The organism is Arthrobacter sp. Y3223151, from assembly GCF_059091125.1.
This window is the reverse complement of record NZ_JBNHGI010000005.1, coordinates 46931-63512: the sequence shown is the minus strand read 5'-3', so window position 1 is coordinate 63512 and position 16582 is coordinate 46931. Positions and strand designations below refer to the sequence as shown.

21 protein-coding genes are annotated in these 16582 nt (G+C 64.4%); 8 read left to right on the top strand and 13 right to left on the bottom strand.

Annotation, left to right across the window (positions count from 1 at the left end; translation table 11 throughout):
* Nucleotides 1–63: 63 nt before the first annotated feature.
* Complete coding sequence (locus AC5RUP_RS09275) at nt 64–405, bottom strand: winged helix-turn-helix domain-containing protein (RefSeq protein ID WP_494131515.1); 342 nt, start codon at nt 403–405, stop codon at nt 64–66.
* Entirely contained in the window at nt 402–1004 is a 603-nt protein-coding gene (locus AC5RUP_RS09270; RefSeq protein ID WP_494153758.1) for a hypothetical protein, read from the bottom strand. The genes AC5RUP_RS09275 and AC5RUP_RS09270 overlap by 4 nt, the downstream gene beginning before the upstream one ends.
* A gap of 318 nt (nt 1005–1322) precedes the next feature.
* Here AC5RUP_RS09270 and AC5RUP_RS09265 point away from each other — a divergent pair, with 318 nt between their 5' ends.
* Complete coding sequence (locus AC5RUP_RS09265; RefSeq protein ID WP_494153757.1) at nt 1323–1715, top strand: hypothetical protein; 393 nt, start codon at nt 1323–1325, stop codon at nt 1713–1715.
* A 269-nt stretch (nt 1716–1984) separates the two neighbouring features.
* Here AC5RUP_RS09265 and AC5RUP_RS09260 read toward each other — a convergent pair whose 3' ends face one another.
* From AC5RUP_RS09260 to AC5RUP_RS09250, 3 genes are all read right to left on the bottom strand, one after another.
* Entirely contained in the window at nt 1985–2410 is a 426-nt protein-coding gene (locus tag AC5RUP_RS09260) for a GNAT family N-acetyltransferase (protein ID WP_494153756.1), read from the bottom strand.
* Between the two features lie 82 nt (nt 2411–2492).
* Nucleotides 2493–3677: a cation:proton antiporter gene (locus AC5RUP_RS09255; RefSeq protein ID WP_494158482.1), complete on the bottom strand. Its 1185-nt coding sequence runs from the start codon at nt 3675–3677 to the stop codon at nt 2493–2495.
* A 2-nt stretch (nt 3678–3679) separates the two neighbouring features.
* Nucleotides 3680–4171 (bottom strand): cation:proton antiporter regulatory subunit, encoded by a 492-nt coding sequence (locus AC5RUP_RS09250; RefSeq protein ID WP_494131519.1) that lies wholly within the window; start codon nt 4169–4171, stop codon nt 3680–3682.
* 318 nt (nt 4172–4489) lie between these two features.
* Here AC5RUP_RS09250 and AC5RUP_RS09245 point away from each other — a divergent pair, with 318 nt between their 5' ends.
* The gene (locus AC5RUP_RS09245) at nt 4490–5629 is read left to right on the top strand and encodes a glutamate--cysteine ligase (protein ID WP_494091476.1); all 1140 of its coding nucleotides are present in this window, start codon (nt 4490–4492) and stop codon (nt 5627–5629) included.
* A gap of 48 nt (nt 5630–5677) precedes the next feature.
* On the opposite strand, the gene AC5RUP_RS09240 is transcribed toward AC5RUP_RS09245, so the two are convergent.
* The 5 genes from AC5RUP_RS09240 to AC5RUP_RS09220 form a co-directional block, all read right to left on the bottom strand.
* The gene (locus tag AC5RUP_RS09240; protein ID WP_494091475.1) at nt 5678–6154 is read right to left on the bottom strand and encodes a VOC family protein; all 477 of its coding nucleotides are present in this window, start codon (nt 6152–6154) and stop codon (nt 5678–5680) included.
* A gap of 110 nt (nt 6155–6264) precedes the next feature.
* Nucleotides 6265–6594 (bottom strand): hypothetical protein, encoded by a 330-nt coding sequence (locus AC5RUP_RS09235; protein ID WP_494153755.1) that lies wholly within the window; start codon nt 6592–6594, stop codon nt 6265–6267.
* A gap of 228 nt (nt 6595–6822) precedes the next feature.
* The gene (locus AC5RUP_RS09230) at nt 6823–7347 is read right to left on the bottom strand and encodes a hypothetical protein (protein WP_494067858.1); all 525 of its coding nucleotides are present in this window, start codon (nt 7345–7347) and stop codon (nt 6823–6825) included.
* Nucleotides 7344–7931 (bottom strand): sigma factor-like helix-turn-helix DNA-binding protein, encoded by a 588-nt coding sequence (locus AC5RUP_RS09225; protein WP_494131522.1) that lies wholly within the window; start codon nt 7929–7931, stop codon nt 7344–7346. Before AC5RUP_RS09225 ends, AC5RUP_RS09230 begins: the two co-directional genes overlap by 4 nt.
* 62 nt (nt 7932–7993) lie before the next feature.
* Entirely contained in the window at nt 7994–8368 is a 375-nt protein-coding gene (locus AC5RUP_RS09220; RefSeq protein ID WP_494153754.1) for a VOC family protein, read from the bottom strand.
* A 147-nt stretch (nt 8369–8515) separates the two neighbouring features.
* Here AC5RUP_RS09220 and AC5RUP_RS09215 point away from each other — a divergent pair, with 147 nt between their 5' ends.
* The gene (locus tag AC5RUP_RS09215) at nt 8516–8923 is read left to right on the top strand and encodes a DUF3054 domain-containing protein (RefSeq protein ID WP_494131524.1); all 408 of its coding nucleotides are present in this window, start codon (nt 8516–8518) and stop codon (nt 8921–8923) included.
* A gap of 47 nt (nt 8924–8970) precedes the next feature.
* Nucleotides 8971–9252 carry an Lrp/AsnC family transcriptional regulator gene (locus AC5RUP_RS09210; RefSeq protein WP_494091469.1) on the top strand — a complete coding sequence of 94 codons (282 nt, stop codon included), beginning with the start codon at nt 8971–8973 and terminating at the stop codon, nt 9250–9252.
* 85 nt (nt 9253–9337) lie between these two features.
* Here the strand turns inward: AC5RUP_RS09210 and trpD are convergent, their stop codons facing one another.
* A complete protein-coding gene (trpD, locus tag AC5RUP_RS09205; RefSeq protein ID WP_493999748.1) occupies nt 9338–10390 on the bottom strand; it encodes an anthranilate phosphoribosyltransferase in 1053 nt (350 codons plus the stop codon).
* A gap of 148 nt (nt 10391–10538) precedes the next feature.
* Here trpD and ctaE point away from each other — a divergent pair, with 148 nt between their 5' ends.
* From ctaE to qcrB, 4 genes are all read left to right on the top strand, one after another.
* The gene (gene ctaE / locus AC5RUP_RS09200; RefSeq protein WP_494092177.1) at nt 10539–11177 is read left to right on the top strand and encodes an aa3-type cytochrome oxidase subunit III; all 639 of its coding nucleotides are present in this window, start codon (nt 10539–10541) and stop codon (nt 11175–11177) included.
* Nucleotides 11178–11258: 81 nt separating this feature from the next.
* Nucleotides 11259–12071 carry a cytochrome bc1 complex diheme cytochrome c subunit gene (gene qcrC / locus AC5RUP_RS09195; RefSeq protein ID WP_494131525.1) on the top strand — a complete coding sequence of 271 codons (813 nt, stop codon included), beginning with the start codon at nt 11259–11261 and terminating at the stop codon, nt 12069–12071.
* Nucleotides 12072–12160: 89 nt separating this feature from the next.
* A complete protein-coding gene (gene qcrA, locus AC5RUP_RS09190; protein WP_493978421.1) occupies nt 12161–13189 on the top strand; it encodes a cytochrome bc1 complex Rieske iron-sulfur subunit in 1029 nt (342 codons plus the stop codon).
* Nucleotides 13190–13191: 2 nt separating this feature from the next.
* A complete protein-coding gene (qcrB, locus tag AC5RUP_RS09185; RefSeq protein WP_494092178.1) occupies nt 13192–14838 on the top strand; it encodes a cytochrome bc1 complex cytochrome b subunit in 1647 nt (548 codons plus the stop codon).
* Nucleotides 14839–15254: 416 nt separating this feature from the next.
* Here the strand turns inward: qcrB and AC5RUP_RS09180 are convergent, their stop codons facing one another.
* Nucleotides 15255–16040 (bottom strand): GntR family transcriptional regulator, encoded by a 786-nt coding sequence (locus AC5RUP_RS09180; protein WP_494154030.1) that lies wholly within the window; start codon nt 16038–16040, stop codon nt 15255–15257.
* A gap of 139 nt (nt 16041–16179) precedes the next feature.
* The gene (locus AC5RUP_RS09175; RefSeq protein WP_494154029.1) at nt 16180–16581 is read right to left on the bottom strand and encodes a cytochrome c oxidase subunit 4; all 402 of its coding nucleotides are present in this window, start codon (nt 16579–16581) and stop codon (nt 16180–16182) included.
* Between the last annotated feature and the right edge of the window lies 1 nt (nt 16582).

Below are 16582 nucleotides of genomic sequence, written 5' to 3'. Positions count from 1 at the left end.
GGCCCGCACCTCTCACTCGTCGACGCAGGATGCGGCCCAGGAGATTCCGGCTACCGGTGACCATCAGTCATTTTCTGGAGACCTTTCCACCCGGTCGATGAGCATTTTCAGAGTCGCAACTTCTACCTGCAATGCGCTTTGGCCCTTTGGGGTCAGTCTCGCCCAAGTCCGGCTTCGACGTCCGTCATAGCCCTTCCTGGCGCTGACGTATCCGGCTTCAACGAGTATCTCAAGGTGCCGGCCAAGGTTGCCGTCGGTCAATCCGAGAGTCTTTCGGAGAAAAGCGAAGTCAGCTTCCCCGGCTTCGCTAAGGATGGCAAGAATCGCGAGGCGGGTCCGCTGATGGACAATCTCCTCGAAACCGAATGACACTTCCTCCGGCATCTCGCCGCTCTGCTCAGTCACGGTTGGACGGTCCTGCGCTCAAGCGTGGCAGCCCGAACCCCCGTGAGGAGCGTGGCGGCCCCTGCCAGACCCAGCACGACATTATCGAAGCCATAGAAAGGGACGGAGAACAATCCGCCGACGGGCAGACCCATCGCGTAGGCAAGATTTTGAAGTAGGAAGAAATTCAAGAGTGGCGAGAGGACGGCAAGGGCTACACCCATTGGCCAAAGGCGTCTATCGCGACCACGCCACCCTATAATCCAGAGTCCGATGCCTAAAAGAAACGTGTAGCCCAAGACGATTGAGACTGGGGTGAGAACTGAAACAGGCAGCATGACCACACAGATCCAGCCATACCCCTCGCGTCCCATCCCGATTCCAAGTGAATCTGCCCTGATCCGCATGATGGCGTAGAGAATCGCAAACGTGGCCGGGGGTAGAAGTAATGCCCATATAAACCCATCTGCTGCCCATATGGGCTCTAAAGATCCGACGATGACGCCAAGCCCGATGACTATCAAAGGGATGGAGGTGGCATGCCGAAGTGCTCTCACCTTCTGGCCCATGCTCATGATGCCGTTTTCTTCTTGTTCGGCGCTTGCCGGCTTATTTTGCATATGCGAACTCTACAGCGCAGAGTACGCTTACTCTATAGTGCAGAGAAACTTTTCCCGGCAAATCACACAAAGGTACATAGCGACGGGGTGACCGAATAGTTTCAGACTGAATATGCACGGTTACCAGTAGAACAGTGATCATTGCATCCGATACTTGATCAGCCCCTCCTCCGCCGCCACATCGGCACCACACCCCATGGACTCGACACCACATCGACCCTGGCTCCAGCTCCGAGACATTCCGCCAGGCCACCGGTGCAAAGCCCACACTGCGGGCCTCCGCACGCCTGGAAAGACGTCTCCGTCTGGTAGGAATCGTTGAAGCGGACCACCGATCACTATTCGTTCCAGTCAAGAGGGTTACGCTGGTCCCAAGTGAATGGAGGGATAAAAATTACTCGATCGGCAACTTCATTGATAGCTGTCGCGGTTACCGGCCTGCTTGCCGCTTCGTTGTACTGGATTATGCACCTTCGCTACAACCTGGCTCCGGTTGCGCCTCCCATGCGACCACCGAATTACGCCGGACAAGAGGCAGTGGCCTTTGTCGGGATCGTGGTAGTCATTATCCTTGGCACGATTACCGTGATCCTGTCCGGGAGGAGATTGGAAAGCCAGCGTAAGAAAGTGTTGGCAGTTGGTATCGCGGCTATGGTTGCCGCGACGCTCTGCGGGGGTGTAGCTGCACTGATGGTTGGTGGGCGTACCTAAGAGAAAAAGACCCAGCGCTGGCCGATGAGCATGGCACCGGGTCTTACACTAGGGCTGCTGATCGCTGTGACCGAAGCAACGGCTTCCACTCATTGAATAGTTCGAAAACGAATATGCACCGTTACCAGTAGGAGCTCGGCTGCGGGCTGGCCGTCCTATCCCCTGACGGCCGAGACTTCAAAAAATGCTGCCCTAGGTCAGCTTGTGCCGAAGTGCGTTTGGCGGCGTGATGAAGCGCACGGCACCGTTCGGTCTTGGTCGGTCGCGCGTCAGCGGAACCGGGCAAAGACGCGAACGGGACCTGATGCGAAATCCGATCCCTCGGTCAGTCCCATGGATTGGTAGAAGGCGCGTTGCTGCGGCTCATCATCGGTGAGGAGCACCATTTGCCGAACGTGCTGGTACCGCTCTTCTATTTGGGTGAAAAGGCCACGTCCGACGCCGGTGCCCTGAAACGCCGGGTGCACCAGGATGTCTTGCACATAACAGAATGTTGCATCGTCCGAAACGGTTCGCGCGAGGCCTATTAGCTTGCCGTGTTGAGTCCGAGCCGTTGCTACGAAGGACGAGTTCCTTGTCGCACGACAGAGCAGATCCGGGTTGTTGGTATAAGCCGCCCAACCAACAGACTCATAGAGCGCAAGCAGTTCTGCATCGGAGACTGGCAGGTCGGTCGATATCGTGAAAGCAGTCACGGACCTAGTGTTGCACTGCGATATCGCTCGGCGTTTGATGCCGGTGAAGTCCCGCGTGCCCCGGCTACGCCATGAAGGTCCTTCACCTCGGTTCGGGACCCGGTTTCGGAACGTCCATTCCGCCCGTACGAGGCATCCAGGCATCGCTGAAGCGGGCCAATAGTGGACCCGCGACCGCCAGGATCATGACATATGCTGCGGCGATGGGCCCCACCACTGTGTAGCCTGCCGCAACCGCCAGACCGGCAATGACGACAGAAAATTCACCCCGGGTGACCAGGGCGGCCCCCGCCCGGAGGCGTCCACGCTGCCGCACTCCTTCCTTTCCTGCTGCCCACCAGCCCGTACCCAGTTTGGTAGCAGCGGTCACGACGGACAGCAGCAGTGCTGCAGGCAGGATGGGCCACATGTCCGCAGGATCGATGGCCAGACCGAAGGTGACAAAGAAGATCGCCGCAAAGAGATCGCGCAGCGGGCTTAAGACATGCCGGGCACGGTCGGCAAAGTGCTGGGGAATCGCTATACCCACCAGGAAGGCGCCGACTGCTGCACTGGCGCCCATACCCTCGGCCACTCCGGCAACCGCCAATGTAATGCCGAGGAGGCGCAACATGACCTGTTCATTTTGGGGATGAGACAGCAGACGTCCCATCCGGTACCCGGCCTTACGTGCCGCGACAAGGGCGAGCGTCACAGCGCTGGCGGCCAGGGCAACTCCCCCCGCTGCCTGCCAAGCTCCGCCGCCGGCAAGGACGACAACCAGGATTGGCAGGAACAACGCCATGGCGATGTCTTCCAAAACCAGTATCGACAGCACCGCCGGCGTCTCCCGGTTTCCCAAACGGCCCAGGTCATCCAGCAACCGGGCGATGATGCCGGACGAGGATATCCAGGTGACTCCCCCAAGTGCCAAAGCCGCCTGCCACGGCAACTGCAACACCAGCCCCAGCAGGAACCCGGGCACCGCGTTCAGCAGGAAATCGATCAAACCCGAGACACGATGCCGCTTGAGGCTGTACATCAGCTCGGCCGCGGAGAACTCGAGTCCCAGCAGGAGCAGCAACAGGACGATGCCGATCTCCCCCGCGGTTTCCACGAAGGGCCCCGCTGCGTGCACCGGCAGCAGTCCGTCCTCTCCGAACGGCAACCCGGAAAGGAGATAAAACGGGACCGGTGAAAGGCCAAGCCTGTGAGCCAGAAGCCCGAGCCCGGATAAGACGGTGAACAGCACTCCCAATTCGATCAGGAGGAGCGACAGGTGTGTCACGTTCAGGTGGCGGTCGGCGCATTGATGAGAGCTTCGAGTGCGGCAAGCCCATCGGCCGATCCCAGGGCTATCAGGTCATCGTTGGCCAGGAGTTGCTCTTGTGGGGTGGGGCCCGTGATCACGCGCTCCCCGCGTATGATCGCCACGATTGAGCACCCCGTCCGGCTGCGGGCCTTGCTCTCACCCAGCGGCCGGCCCGCATACGGTGAGTCCGGCCGAACGCTAAAGCGGCTGGTTTCCAGTCCCGGGACCTCCCTGGAAAGATCCGCAAAGCGCTGCATGATCCGGGGCGCGCCCAGAAGCTCGGCCAGCTGTAACGCTTCTTCCGATTCCAATTGGAGCTTGCTGACTGCCCTGTCCGGATCGTCTTCGTCAAAGGTCAGGATGTCGGCCGCGCCATTCCGGTCTATCACCAGGGAAAAATTGACGTTGGTCCTCGTCTTGAGGTCATATCGCATGCCGACGCCGGGGAGCATGGTTTCAACGATTTCCACAGCACGATCCTAGGTTGAAGGCCGATATAAGCCGGCTCACAACGGCACAGATCCCGGGGCTGCAAAGCGGCCTTGCCGAAGATCAGGCCGAGGGATTCTGATCGGTTGCGGGCACTGCCGGAGATGCATGCGCGCCTCCGTGTCGGCTACGGTATCCCGTTTTGCAGCCCGGCGGGACCCCTGAATGCGGTCATCTCCGCAGCCGAACCTGATCAACCTGAATGGTCTCCGTCATCGTGCCGCGTCCGCCCCCCACGGAAGGTCCGGCGAACCGCGACGGTCTTTCGCCAAGCCCGCCTGTGGTGAACACTAAACAGCATGCGAACCTTTGGCGTGGAGGAAGAGCTGCTCCTGGTGGACGCCAAGACCGGCGCCCTGGCCTCCGTCTCGGAACAACTGCTCCGGGAGCAGGAAGAACCTGCGGTGCTTGATACACCCGGGGCAACGGCGTCCCGCGGCGGCTACAAGGGCAGCCTGATGTCCGAGGTCAAGCAGGAACAGCTCGAAGCGGTGTCCGCTCCGTACAAGGATCTGCAGGACCTGGCAGCGGGCATCAGGGCCGGGCGCGCGGAGGCTGACCGACAGGCGCGGCGTTTTGGCGCCAGGGCTGCAGCATTGGGCACCTATCCCCTGCCCGCCACTACCAGCCTCGTGCCGCGGCCGCGCTACCAGGCCATGGAATCCCGGTTCGGCATGACCCTGCGCGAACAACTGACGTGCGGTTTCCACGTGCACGTTTCGGTTGCCTCCGATGAGGAAGCCGTTGCCGTGCTTGACCGGATCCGCGTCTGGCTGCCGGTCCTGCTCGCGCTGAGCACCAACTCCCCCTTCTGGCAGGGCGTGGATAGTGGCTACGCCAGCTTCCGCTACCAGGTCTGGAAACGGTGGCCCACCGCCGGGCCGACCGGCATCTTCGGCTCCCCCGCTGCCTACCACCAACTGTTGGGGATGCTGCTCGAGTGCGACGTGCTGCTGGATAAGGGCATGATCTATTTCGACGCGCGGCTAGGTCAACGGCATCCCACGGTCGAGATCCGCGTGGCCGATGTCTGCCTGCAAGCGGAACATGCCGCCGCCGTGGCCGCCTTGTGCCGGGCGCTGGTAGAAACGGCTGCCCGGCAATGGAGCGACGGCAGCCCGCCGCCTCCGGTACCGGCGGAGCTGCTGCGTCTTGCGTCCTGGCGGGCCAGCAGGTCGGGACTGGAAGAAGAACTGCTGCACCCTGTGAAGAGCGACCGCGCCCCGGCCCGCAACGTGGTCGCAGCACTGCTCGAACATGTCGGACCCGTGCTGGCGGAAACGGACGATCTGGATCCCATACGGGCCGTCGTCGACGGAATCCTTCGCGACGGTACCGGCGCGGCAAGGCAGCGGGGAGTCCTCGCGCGCCAGCACAGACTCACCGACGTCGTCTTCGACGCCGTCAGGAACACGCACCTTCCGGCCGGCATCCTGTGAGCTCTCGGCCGGCGGGAGCGAACAAAGGGGCTCGCGGCTCACAAGGCGCTAGCCGGCGTCGTAGGCGCGCTGCAGTTCGCCGATGTCGATCTTCCTCATCTGCAGCATGGCTTCCATGGCACGCTGGGCCTTCTGCGGATCCGGCCCGCCGATCAGCCGCGGCAGCACCGAGGGAATGATTTGCCAGGACAATCCGTACTTGTCCTTGAGCCATCCGCATTGGCTCTCGGCACCGCCGTCGGCAGTCAGCGCGTCCCAGAGCCGGTCGACCTCCGCCTGGTCCTCGCAGTCCACCTGCAGGGAGACGGCCTCATTAAACGTGAACTGGGCTCCCCCGTTCAGGGCCGTGAAGGACTGGCCGTCCAACTCGAACTCTACGGTCAGCACCTGGCCTTCCATCCCGGGACCGGTCTCGCCGTAGCGCGTCACGTCGAGGATCTTCGAGTTTTTGAACAGCTGGACGTAGAACTGTGCCGCCTCTTCGGCCTCGCTGTCGAACCACAGGCACGGCGTGATCTTCTGCATGATGGGTTCCTCCCCTGTATCAGGCGTACCGGAACCGCCCCTCGAACGTGTGAATCGGGTGTGCGACGTGAACCGGGCACCGACCGGCAGCCAAACGTGATGCCTCCGGCTCAGCCGGGGGCACCGGCCAGCAGCAGGGTCGTGGCGTCCCTGTCATCCGGGCCTATCACCTGCAGGCGGCACCCCTCCCCTTCGGGGGCCGCATAACCGGGAAGCCGCTTGCTTTCACTGCAGCGGTGAAGCTCTTCCAGCGCGGCAGCTTCAATCCGGGCATTCTGGAGGTTGATGGTGACGCCCCGCCCGGGCGCAAGCGCGCTGGTGCGGCGAACCAACGAATACAGCGCCACGATGTTTCGGGTTGTCACGTGCCCGCGCACTTCGATATTGGCGGATTCCCGATCGATATCCAGCCGGACGACCACTCGCAGTTTGGGATCCATGCTTTGTCCCCTCAAGAGTTCCCCATGGCCGCTCCTTGACCGGTGATCATCATAAGAGGACGAATGTGGCGTGGGCAACAGACCGCGGGGAATATTTCGTGGGGACGGAACGCGGGCCCTGCAGGGGGCGGCGGCAGCACCGGGCGGGACCGTGCTTTCTATTACGGACTGAGCGCCGCTAACCCGGCGCCGCCCTCTTGGCCGGGAATGCCGAGGCGTCGCCTGCGCTCAGCGCAGGAGAACCGCGATGCCGGTAGCGGCCGCGGCCCACAGCACGCTCGCGAAGGTGCCCAGGATAAAGCGCTCGGCCGCCCCGGACTGGCCGAGTTCCGAATACCGGCCCAGGCCTTTCACTGCGAGGACAACTGCCAATCCTTCCGGCCACTCGGCCAGCAGGGTGGCCGCGATGGCCGTCCGCTCGAGCACCCCGATCCAGGCCCCTCCGCGGAGCACCGGGGATGCTTCGGGGTCGGTGTGGTTGTCCGGGTGCGAGGCATTGAACGACAACCGCAGGATGGTTACGGTGGCCGGGCCACCGCCGATCGCGGCGGCCGCCACGCCCAGCGCATAGGCTGCCGGGCCCAAACCGCCGGACCCCAGGACCGCCAACAATCCCGCAATGCCCAGGAGCAGCAGCGACACGGCGCTGGCGGCGTACAGCCAGCGGTTGCCCCGGCCCTGGAACCGCTCGAAGTACATGGGCGCCGCCACCGCCGCGGCCACGCAGAGCGCGAGCAGTGCCATGACGCTCATCGGTCGGCCCCTTCCAGCAACGCTTGTGCCGCCAACCGTGCGCGTCGCCACTCCGGCCAGAGCCCACTATGCAGCCTGCTGGAGACGGCCTGCTGGGTGATCCCCAGTCGGTCGGCGATTTGCTGCTGGGTGAGTCCTTCATCACTGAGCATCCCGGCTTCGGTGGCCTGCCTGCTGCGCTTCCGCGCCACCGACACCAGCAACTGCAGCACCGCTTCGGCATGGCCGGCCTCCTCGCGGGCACCGGAGACGGCGACGTTGCCCGGCGATGTCTTGGCCGCGGTCACCGCTTCGCGTGCGCGCTCGAAGGCCTCGCCGGAGCCCGCGCGGGTAGATTCCGGCAGCGGAGTGACGACCCCGCCCACGCCGATTCCCACGCTCCAGTGGTTGCTGACCGCCAGGTCCAGGGCAAGATCCGCCGCCACGGCAGCGTCGGCGACGACCGCCTGCATCTCGTCGCCGGCGGTGCGTTCGAACCCGCGCACCAGCGGACGGGACCGGTCCTCATTCAGGGCTCCAAGCGCGCCCTCAACGAGGTCCACGTGGCGGCGTGAGCGCCGCTGATCGACGGTCAGAACATACATACAAACCTACTTCCTTGTGGCTCAGGCAACAAGTATGCAGGGTTGTAGGCGCGGATGCAACCTTACTGCTCCACCGGCTGGTGGCTGACCAGCCCCAGGAGATTGCCTTCGGAGTCGCGGATGAACCCCATCCATTCATCCATGCCGGCAGGTCCCAGGGCGCCATCGGCATGCCGGAAGATGATGTGTGGTTCCTCGACAACCGCAATCCCCCGGGCGCGCAGTTCCTCGACCCGGTCCCGCACCGAGTCGACCTGCAGGTACAACAGGGCGGCCGGCGCGCCCACCTCCAGCAACAGCCGCACGCCGTCTAGATCGAAGAACACCAAGCCCGGAGGGTCGAAGACCCCGGCCGGCGGATCACCGAGCAGGTCGGTGTAGAAAGCGGTGGCCCGCTCGAGCTCATGCACACCGAGCGCAACCTGTGCCAACTTCATGGCTTCCGCTCCTCCCAATCCGCCGCGGGCTTCGGCCCCTGCCCAGCCGCCCGGCTTCGCCCCCTGCCCGACTGCCGCCGACAGCGTCGGACCCCGGCCGGCTCGTCCTCGAATCGTACGCCCGTGCATGCCCGATAGTGTGGAGGGGTGACTGAAACATCGCCCCGGCTCCGCGCGGGCATCCCGCTGGCGGCCGCATCGATCGCCCTGGACCTGGCCGCCGTCGTCATTTTTGCGGCGGCGGGCCGAAACACGCACGAACACGGAATGGCCCTGGCCGGAATCCTGATTACCGCGAGCCCGTTCCTGGCCGGGGCCCTCGTGGGCTGGCTGGCCTCGCGCGCCTGGCGCCGGCCGGCCTCCCTTTGGCCGACCGGGGTCGCAGTCTGGCTGGCCGCAGTGGCCCTGGGGCTCGCCCTGCGCGGCCTGGCGGGCGGCGGGCTCGCGCTGTCCTTCCAGATCGTGGCCTTCCTGGTCCTCGGCGCCCTGCTGTTGGGGTGGCGGGCGGCCGCCGCCCTGTTCATCAAACTACGTTTCGCCCGACGGGTGGAATAACCTCGGATAGAGGGAAGAACACCCAGTTCCAGCAGAAAGGCAGTGCAGTGGCTACAGCATTCGTTCTCATCCGCACCGATGCGACCCGGATTCCGGAGTGCGCCCAGGAGATCTCCGAGATCGAGGGCATCAGCGAGGTCTATTCGGTCACCGGGGAATGGGATTTGATCGCCGTCGCCCGGGTCGCCAAGCACGACGAGCTGGCCGATGTCATCGCCGACCGGCTCTCGAAGGTCCGGGGCGTGCAGGCAACGACCACTCACATCGCCTTCCGCGCCTATTCCAAGCACGACCTGGATGCAGCCTTCTCGCTCGGATTCGAGCACTAGGCTTCGCACTCAAACGGAGTGCCCCGGACGTCCTGTCCGGGGCACTCCTTGTTAAGCTGTTGCGGCCCACGCGCGGGCCGGGAAGTCAGCGGGTAGCGTCGATCCAGCGCTGCAGCGCCTCGGCCGCGGCACCGCTGTCGATGGCTTCCTCGGCCCGTTCCAAACCGGCGGCCAGCCGCTCCAGCAGCGGGGCGTCGGCTGTTGCCTCGTTGGCCACCAGGGCGGCGGCCGCGTTGAGGACGACGGCGTCGCGCACCGGCCCCTTGTCCCCCGCGAGCACGCGGCGCACCACTTCGGCATTCGCGGCGGCGTCGCCGCCGCGCAGGTCGTCCAGCGTTGCCCGGGGGATGCCGAGGTCCAGCGGGTCCAGGTCGTGTTCCGTCACCGCGCCTCCGCGCACCTCCCATACCGACGAGGGGCCCGTGGTGGTCAGCTCATCCAGGCCGTCCCCGCCGCGGAAGACCAGCGCGCGGATGCCCCGGGCGGCCAGCACGCCGGCGATGAGCGGCGCCAGCCGGGCATCGGCAACGCCGATGGCGGCCGCCGTGGGATTCGCCGGGTTAGTCATGGGACCCATGAAATTGAAGGCCGTGGCCACGCCGAGTTCCGCGCGCACCGCGCCCGCATAGCGCATGGAGGGGTGGAACACCTGCGCGAAGCAGAACGTGATCCCCGCTTCGACGGCGGTTTGTGCCACGCGGTCCACCGGGAGGTCCAGGCGCACACCGAGGGCTTCGATCACATCGGCAGAACCGGACGACGACGACGCGGCGCGGTTTCCGTGCTTGACGATCCGCGCCCCGGCCCCCGCGCACACCAGGGCGGCCATGGACGAGATGTTGACGGTGTTCTGCCGGTCCCCGCCGGTGCCGACGATGTCCAGCTTCTCCCCCGGGATGTCGATCGGCCGGGCGTTGCCGACCATGGCCTCCACCAGGCCGGTCAGCTCATCGACTGTCTCCCCCTTCGCCCGCAGCGCGACCAGGAAGCCGGCCATCTGCGCGTCGGAGGCCCCGCCGGACATGATCGTGTTCATCGCCCACTGGGTTTGGGCCGCAGTGAGGTCCTGCCGGGAGATCAGGGCAGAGATCAGTTCAGGCCAGGTGGGTGTGTTCTGAGCGTTGGGTTCGGTCGTCACTTCACTAGGTTATCTACGTTTTGTAGAAACTTCCGGATTGTTAACTTCCGCGCCGTTCCGCGGAATCCAGCGGTTCAGGAACTGGAACGCGGCGCCACGCGTTCAAATGCATTGGTGAAGTGGGCAGATTTATAGACATAATGGCCTTGTGACAACTGCAACCCATGCCCCCAGTACCCCGGCGCATCCAACGCTGAACCGCCCCAATCTGGTTTCCGTCGGAACCGTTGTGTGGCTCTCCAGCGAGCTGATGTTCTTCGCCGGCCTTTTCGCTATGTACTTCACCCTCCGCGCCACCTCCGGCGAGATGTGGGCGATGGAAACCGAGAAGTTGAATGTTCCGTTTGCGCTGGCCAACACCATCATCCTGGTGTCCAGTTCCTTCACCTGCCAGTACGGCGTCTTCGCCGCAGAGCGCTTGCAGGCCCGCCGTTCCGGCGGGCTCTTCAATGTCGCCAAGTGGGGCATGGTCGAATGGTTCCTGCTGACATTCCTCCTCGGCGCCATCTTCGTCTCCGTCCAGGCCTACGAATACGCGATGCTCGTCTCCGAAGGCGTCTCGATGTCCTCGAATTCCTACGGTTCGGCGTTCTACATCACCACCGGCTTCCACGGCCTCCACGTCACAGGCGGCCTCATCGCTTTCCTGCTGATCATCGGCCGCGCCTACGTCGCCAAGAAGTTCGGCCATTTCGAAGCCACGTCGGCCATCGTCACGTCGTACTACTGGCACTTCGTCGACGTCGTGTGGATCGCTCTCTTCATCATCATCTACTTCCTTAAGTAGACGGCAGAAAGGTCCGCGCCTCGCTGCGGACCAGCCGGCCGAACATCTACGCACACGCACCGCAAAGTTAGGAACCAACAAGTGAAGGCACTCTCCCAGAGGCGACGACATCCCCTGGCGGCCGTTGCCCTGCTGCTCATGGGACTGCTCGTCACCGGCGGACTGTACGCCGTTGCCGGGAACGTCAACGAGGCCAAGGCCCAAACCACCACCTTTTCCGCGCAGGACATCGAAGAGGGCGAGAAGCTCTTCGTAGCCAACTGCGCAACTTGTCACGGAATCGGTGCTGTCGGGGCCCCGGAGGGTGCGCACGGCAACCAGGCCGGTCCGTCGCTGATTGGCGTCGGCGCCGCCGCCGTGGACTTCCAGGTAGGAACCGGCCGCATGCCCATGCAGATGTCCGGCCCCCAGGCCATGGAAAAGCCGAACCAGTTCAACGAAGAGCAGACCATGCAGTTGGCGGCATACGTTGCCTCCCTCGGCGCCGGCCCCGCGATTCCGGCTGATGAATTCCTCGACGTTTCCCAGGGTGATCCTGCCGCCGGCGGCGAGATCTTCCGGGTCAACTGCGCCATGTGCCACAACGCCGCCGCAGCCGGTGGCGCCCTGACGCGCGGCAAGTTCGCACCGGCGCTTGCCGGCGTCAGCGAAGCGCACATCTACGAGGCCATGGCCACCGGTCCGCAGAACATGCCGGTGTTCAGCGACGCGAACATCTCCCCGGAGGAGAAGCGCGACGTCATCGCCTTCCTGAAGACCATCGAAGAGCAGCCCTCCCCCGGCGGGTTCGCCCTTGGCGGCCTCGGCCCCGTGTCCGAGGGCCTGCTGATGTGGACGCTTGGATTGGGCGTGGTCATCGCGTTCACCATCTGGCTGACCCAGCGGTCTTCCTAACCTTCGCTTCCGGCGGCCCAACGGGCCGCCGGAGAAGCGCCAACAGTCATTATGAGTTTTGAACTATTTAGAGAAGGATGAGAGGGATCATGGGCGACCATAGTCACGGCAGTCCGAACACCTCGGGCACCGTTGCTACGGCTGGTCAGAGCGACGTGGAGAAGTTTCAGGATCCTGGACTCCCCCCGCACCGCCCGCGCCGTGCCGACAAAGATCCCCGGGCGGAAAAGCGAGCCGAACGCCAGGTTGCGATACTCTTCGTAATCTCCATCATCGGCACCGTACTTTTCTTCGTCGGGTACTTTGGCATCCGCTTGGATGACACCACCGCAACGCTGCGACTGCAGAACTTCACCCTCGGCATGGGCACCGCTTTTGCCATGCTGGGCATTGGCGTGGGCATTGTCCACTGGGCCAAGACCCTCATGCCGGACCACGAGATCGTTGAAGAGCGCCACGAGGTCCGCACCGAGGAAGACCGCAAGGACGCCGAGCAGATCATCGGCCAGGTCCTGGACGAATCCGGCATCTCCCGCCGACCGCTGATCCGCAACACCCTGATCGGCGCCGGCGTGCTGGCTATCCTGCCGGCCATCGGCATCTTCCGCGACCTGTCCAAGGACCTGAACCCGGAGGTGCTGCGGCACACCATGTGGGACGCAGGCGTCCGGTTGACCCGCGACCCCAGCGGCACCCCGATCAAGGCCTCGGACGTCACCATTGGTTCCGCGTTCCACGTCATCCCCGAGGGGCTCAACGAGGCCGAGCACAAGCTCGAGGAGAAGGCCAAGGCGGTCGTCCTCTTGATGCGCCTGAATCCCGACGTCCTCCAGGTCTCCCCAGGCCGCGAAGACTGGAACTACAATGGCATCGTTGCGTACTCCAAGATCTGCACTCACGTTGGCTGCCCGGTGGCGCTGTACGAACAGCACACGCACCACCTGCTCTGCCCTTGCCACCAGTCGACCTTCGATGCGGCACAGGAATGCAAGGTTGTGTTCGGCCCGGCCGCACACGCCCTTCCCCAGCTGCCGATCAGCGTCGACGACGAGGGCTACCTGATCGCCACAAGCGATTTCCATGAACCTGTCGGACCTAGCTACTGGGAGCGTGGCTAAGCATGAGCGCTTCAACTGATACCTACGTACCCAAGACGCGGGCCGGACGGATCACCAACTTCGTCGATACCCGCGTCGGCGGTTCGGGGATCGTCAAGGAATTCGGCCGGAAGATCTTCCCCGACCACTGGTCCTTCATGTTCGGCGAAGTGGCACTGTATTCCTTCGTCATCCTGCTGCTCACCGGAACGTTCCTGACGTTCTTCTTCGATCCTTCGATGGCTCATACCACATACGACGGACCGTATGTGCCGCTCAAGGGCGTCGAAATGTCCGTCGCCTACCAGTCCACCCTGGAGATCTCGTTCGAGATCCGCGGCGGCCTGTTCATGCGCCAGCTGCACCACTGGTCTGCGCTGCTGTTCGTTGCCTCGGTCTCGTTCCACATGCTGCGCGTGTTCTTCACGGGTGCGTTCCGCCGCCCGCGTGAGCTGAACTGGGTTGTCGGCTGCGTCCTGTTGATCCTGGCCCTGGCTGCCGGCTTCACCGGCTACTCCCTGCCGGACGACCTGCTCTCCGGTAACGGCCTGCGCATCATCGACGGCGTGATCAAGGCAATCCCGCTGGTTGGTACCTACATTTCGCTGCTGCTGTTCGGCGGCGAGTTCCCGGGTACGGACATCGTGGGCCGCCTGTACGTGCTGCACATCCTGCTGGTCCCGGCCTTGATCCTCCTGATGATCGCCGTCCACCTGTTCATGGTTGTCGTGCACAAGCACACCCAGTACCCCGGCCCCGGCCGTTCCGAGACCAACGTCGTCGGCTTCCCGATTGGCCCGGTCTACGCGGCCAAGGCAGGCGGCTTCTTCTTCGTTGTCTTCGGCATCCTGGCCGTCATTGCGGCGAACTTCCAGATCCTGGCGATCTGGGACTACGGCCCCTACGACCCCTCCCCCGTCTCGGCCGGTACCCAGCCTGACTGGTACATCGGCTGGGTGGACGGCGCGCTGCGCCTGATGCCCGGCGTGGGCGAGTTCGTGATCTTCGGCCGGACCATTTCGCTGAACGTGCTCCTCCCGGCCCTCGGCCCGGCGGCCCTGCTGTTCACCGTGATGTTCGCCTGGCCGTGGATCGAAAGCTGGGTGACCAAGGACACCCGCGAGCACCACATCCTGGACCGCCCGCGCAACGTCCCGTTCCGCACCGCCACCGGCGTCGCCGGCATCGTCTTCTACTCGGTGATGTGGGCAGCTGCCAGCTCCGACTTGATCGCCACGCACTTCCACGTGTCGCTCAACGACGTGACGTACTGGCTGCGTGCGCTGTTCTTCCTGGGCCCGATCCTCGGCTTCATCGTCACGCGCCGCATTTGCCTGGCGCTGCAGCGCAAGGACCGGGAGATCGCCCTCCATGGCCGGGAGACCGGACGCATTGTCCGCCTGCCGCATGGTGAGTTCATCGAGGTCCACGAGCCGCTGAACGAGTACAAGCAGTACCGGCTGGTCAGCTACGAGTCGCCCGAGGTGATCCCGGCGCAGCCGAACAGGGCTGGCCACATCAAGCGCTCCGAGAAGCTGCGCGGCGCCTTGTCCCGGTTCTTCTTCGAAGACCGTGTGGCACCGGTTACCCCGGCCGAGCTGGAGGCTGCACACAGCCACCACGCCGAGGTTGAGGCACCCGCCGAGAAGGCGGAAGTCACCGCCCGCTAAGGCAATAACCGCACAGAGAATGGCCCCGGACCTGGTCCGGGGCCATTCTCTGTTGTCTCGCCCCTTTGCCTCGCCGCCCGGTGAGGCACCCTGCGTATACCGAGCTGACGCGCTCCCCCGGCGCTGCCGCCACTGGGGCATTGCGGCGGTTCCAGAGGTCGTGTGCGGCCGCAGCAAGCGGCCTGGGTTGTCGGGTACGTCCAGCGGCGCCTAGTGCCACGAGACCCGCGTCAGCGGCGCCTAGTGCCACGGGCGGGCCGGTGTGCCCCCGACAAACGGGGCTATCGGCGACGGCGGTCATTGCCCCTTGCCGGCATGTGCGGCTACGCGCGAGGCCGTCCGCCCACTGCAGGGCTTGTACGGCGGACGACGATAGGCTGGCGGCGCGGGCGGCCTCCAGCGGCCCTCTGGCGCCCTTAAAAGCGCTTGACGTTGTAGGAACGCGGCGCGCGTCCCCCGGGCCGTTGCAGCGGTACCCAGAGCTTGTAGCGGTCCGCGCGGTAATACGAGATCGAGAAGTCGACCATGGTCTTGGAGACGTAGGCATGCCGCTGGATTTTCAGCAGCGGAGATCCGATGTCCACGCTCAGGAGTCGCGCAATGGAGGGCTGGGCTGCGGTTGCCTCTATGGTGTCCTCGCCCCACTCCATGATCAGTCCGTACCGTTCGCTCAAGACGTTATACAGCGACGACGGCGGCCCCTCGTCGAGGATCCCCGGCACCCGCTGCGCCGGAATGAAGTTTTCGTCCACGCTCATCGGTTCGGCGTCCGCCAGCAGCAGGCGGCGGAAGCGCACCACCGGCTGCCCCTCATCGATCTGCAACTCGCGGGCGACCAGCGGGGTGGCGCCGATCTGCTCGAAGCTGAGGACACGGGCATCGGGAACCATGCCGCGGCGTTGCATCTCTTCGCTGTAGGAGGTGAGCTTGACCTGCAGGTCCAGCTTCGGCTGCCGCACAAAGGTCCCCAGGCCGACAATGCGTTCGAGCACCTGTTCGGCGACGAGGGAGTCGATCGCCTGGCGTACGGTCATCCTCGCCACGCCGAAGCGTTCGGCCAGCTCCCTCTCCGAGGGAAAAGCGGCCCCGGGTTCGCAGCGTTCCTGGGCATGCCTGCGCAAAATGTCCCGGAGCTGGACGTGCTTGGCGGTACGGGAGGAGCCATCGAGCCCACCCTCGATCGCGGCGGCGTTCACGGACATGCGGCCTCCTGTTCAGCCGGTTGCATTCACCCATTCTATCCGGTCTAGACCAGCGTCCCGGCGCCCGGCCGGCCCGCGGATACGCGGAAGGATCCGGAACCTCATGGTTCCGGACCCTTCCGTCGTGTAGCTGCGGGTATTAGTGCGCGTGGTCCCCGCGGCTGTATTCGTAGACCCAGCCGATGATGGCCACCGTGGTCAGGCCGACTGAGATGTAGACGATCCACCAGCCGACCGCCAGGCCCATGAATCCAGTGGCGGCACCGAGACCCAGCACGATGGGCCACCAGCTCCACGGGCTGAACATGCCCTGCTCGCCGGCACCCTCATGGATTTCGGCGTCTACCCGGTCCTCCGGACGGGGGCCGATGCGCCGCGCCGTAAACCAGAGGTAACCGCCAATCATCAGGGACAGTCCGGCCGTCAGGTACAGCGCCAGCCAGCCGACGGGCTCTTCCCAGTTCCCCATGTAGCCGTAGACGGTGGCAACGAGGGCGAAGAACGGCGCAAGCGCAATGAATAGCCAGGCTTCAATCTTCACA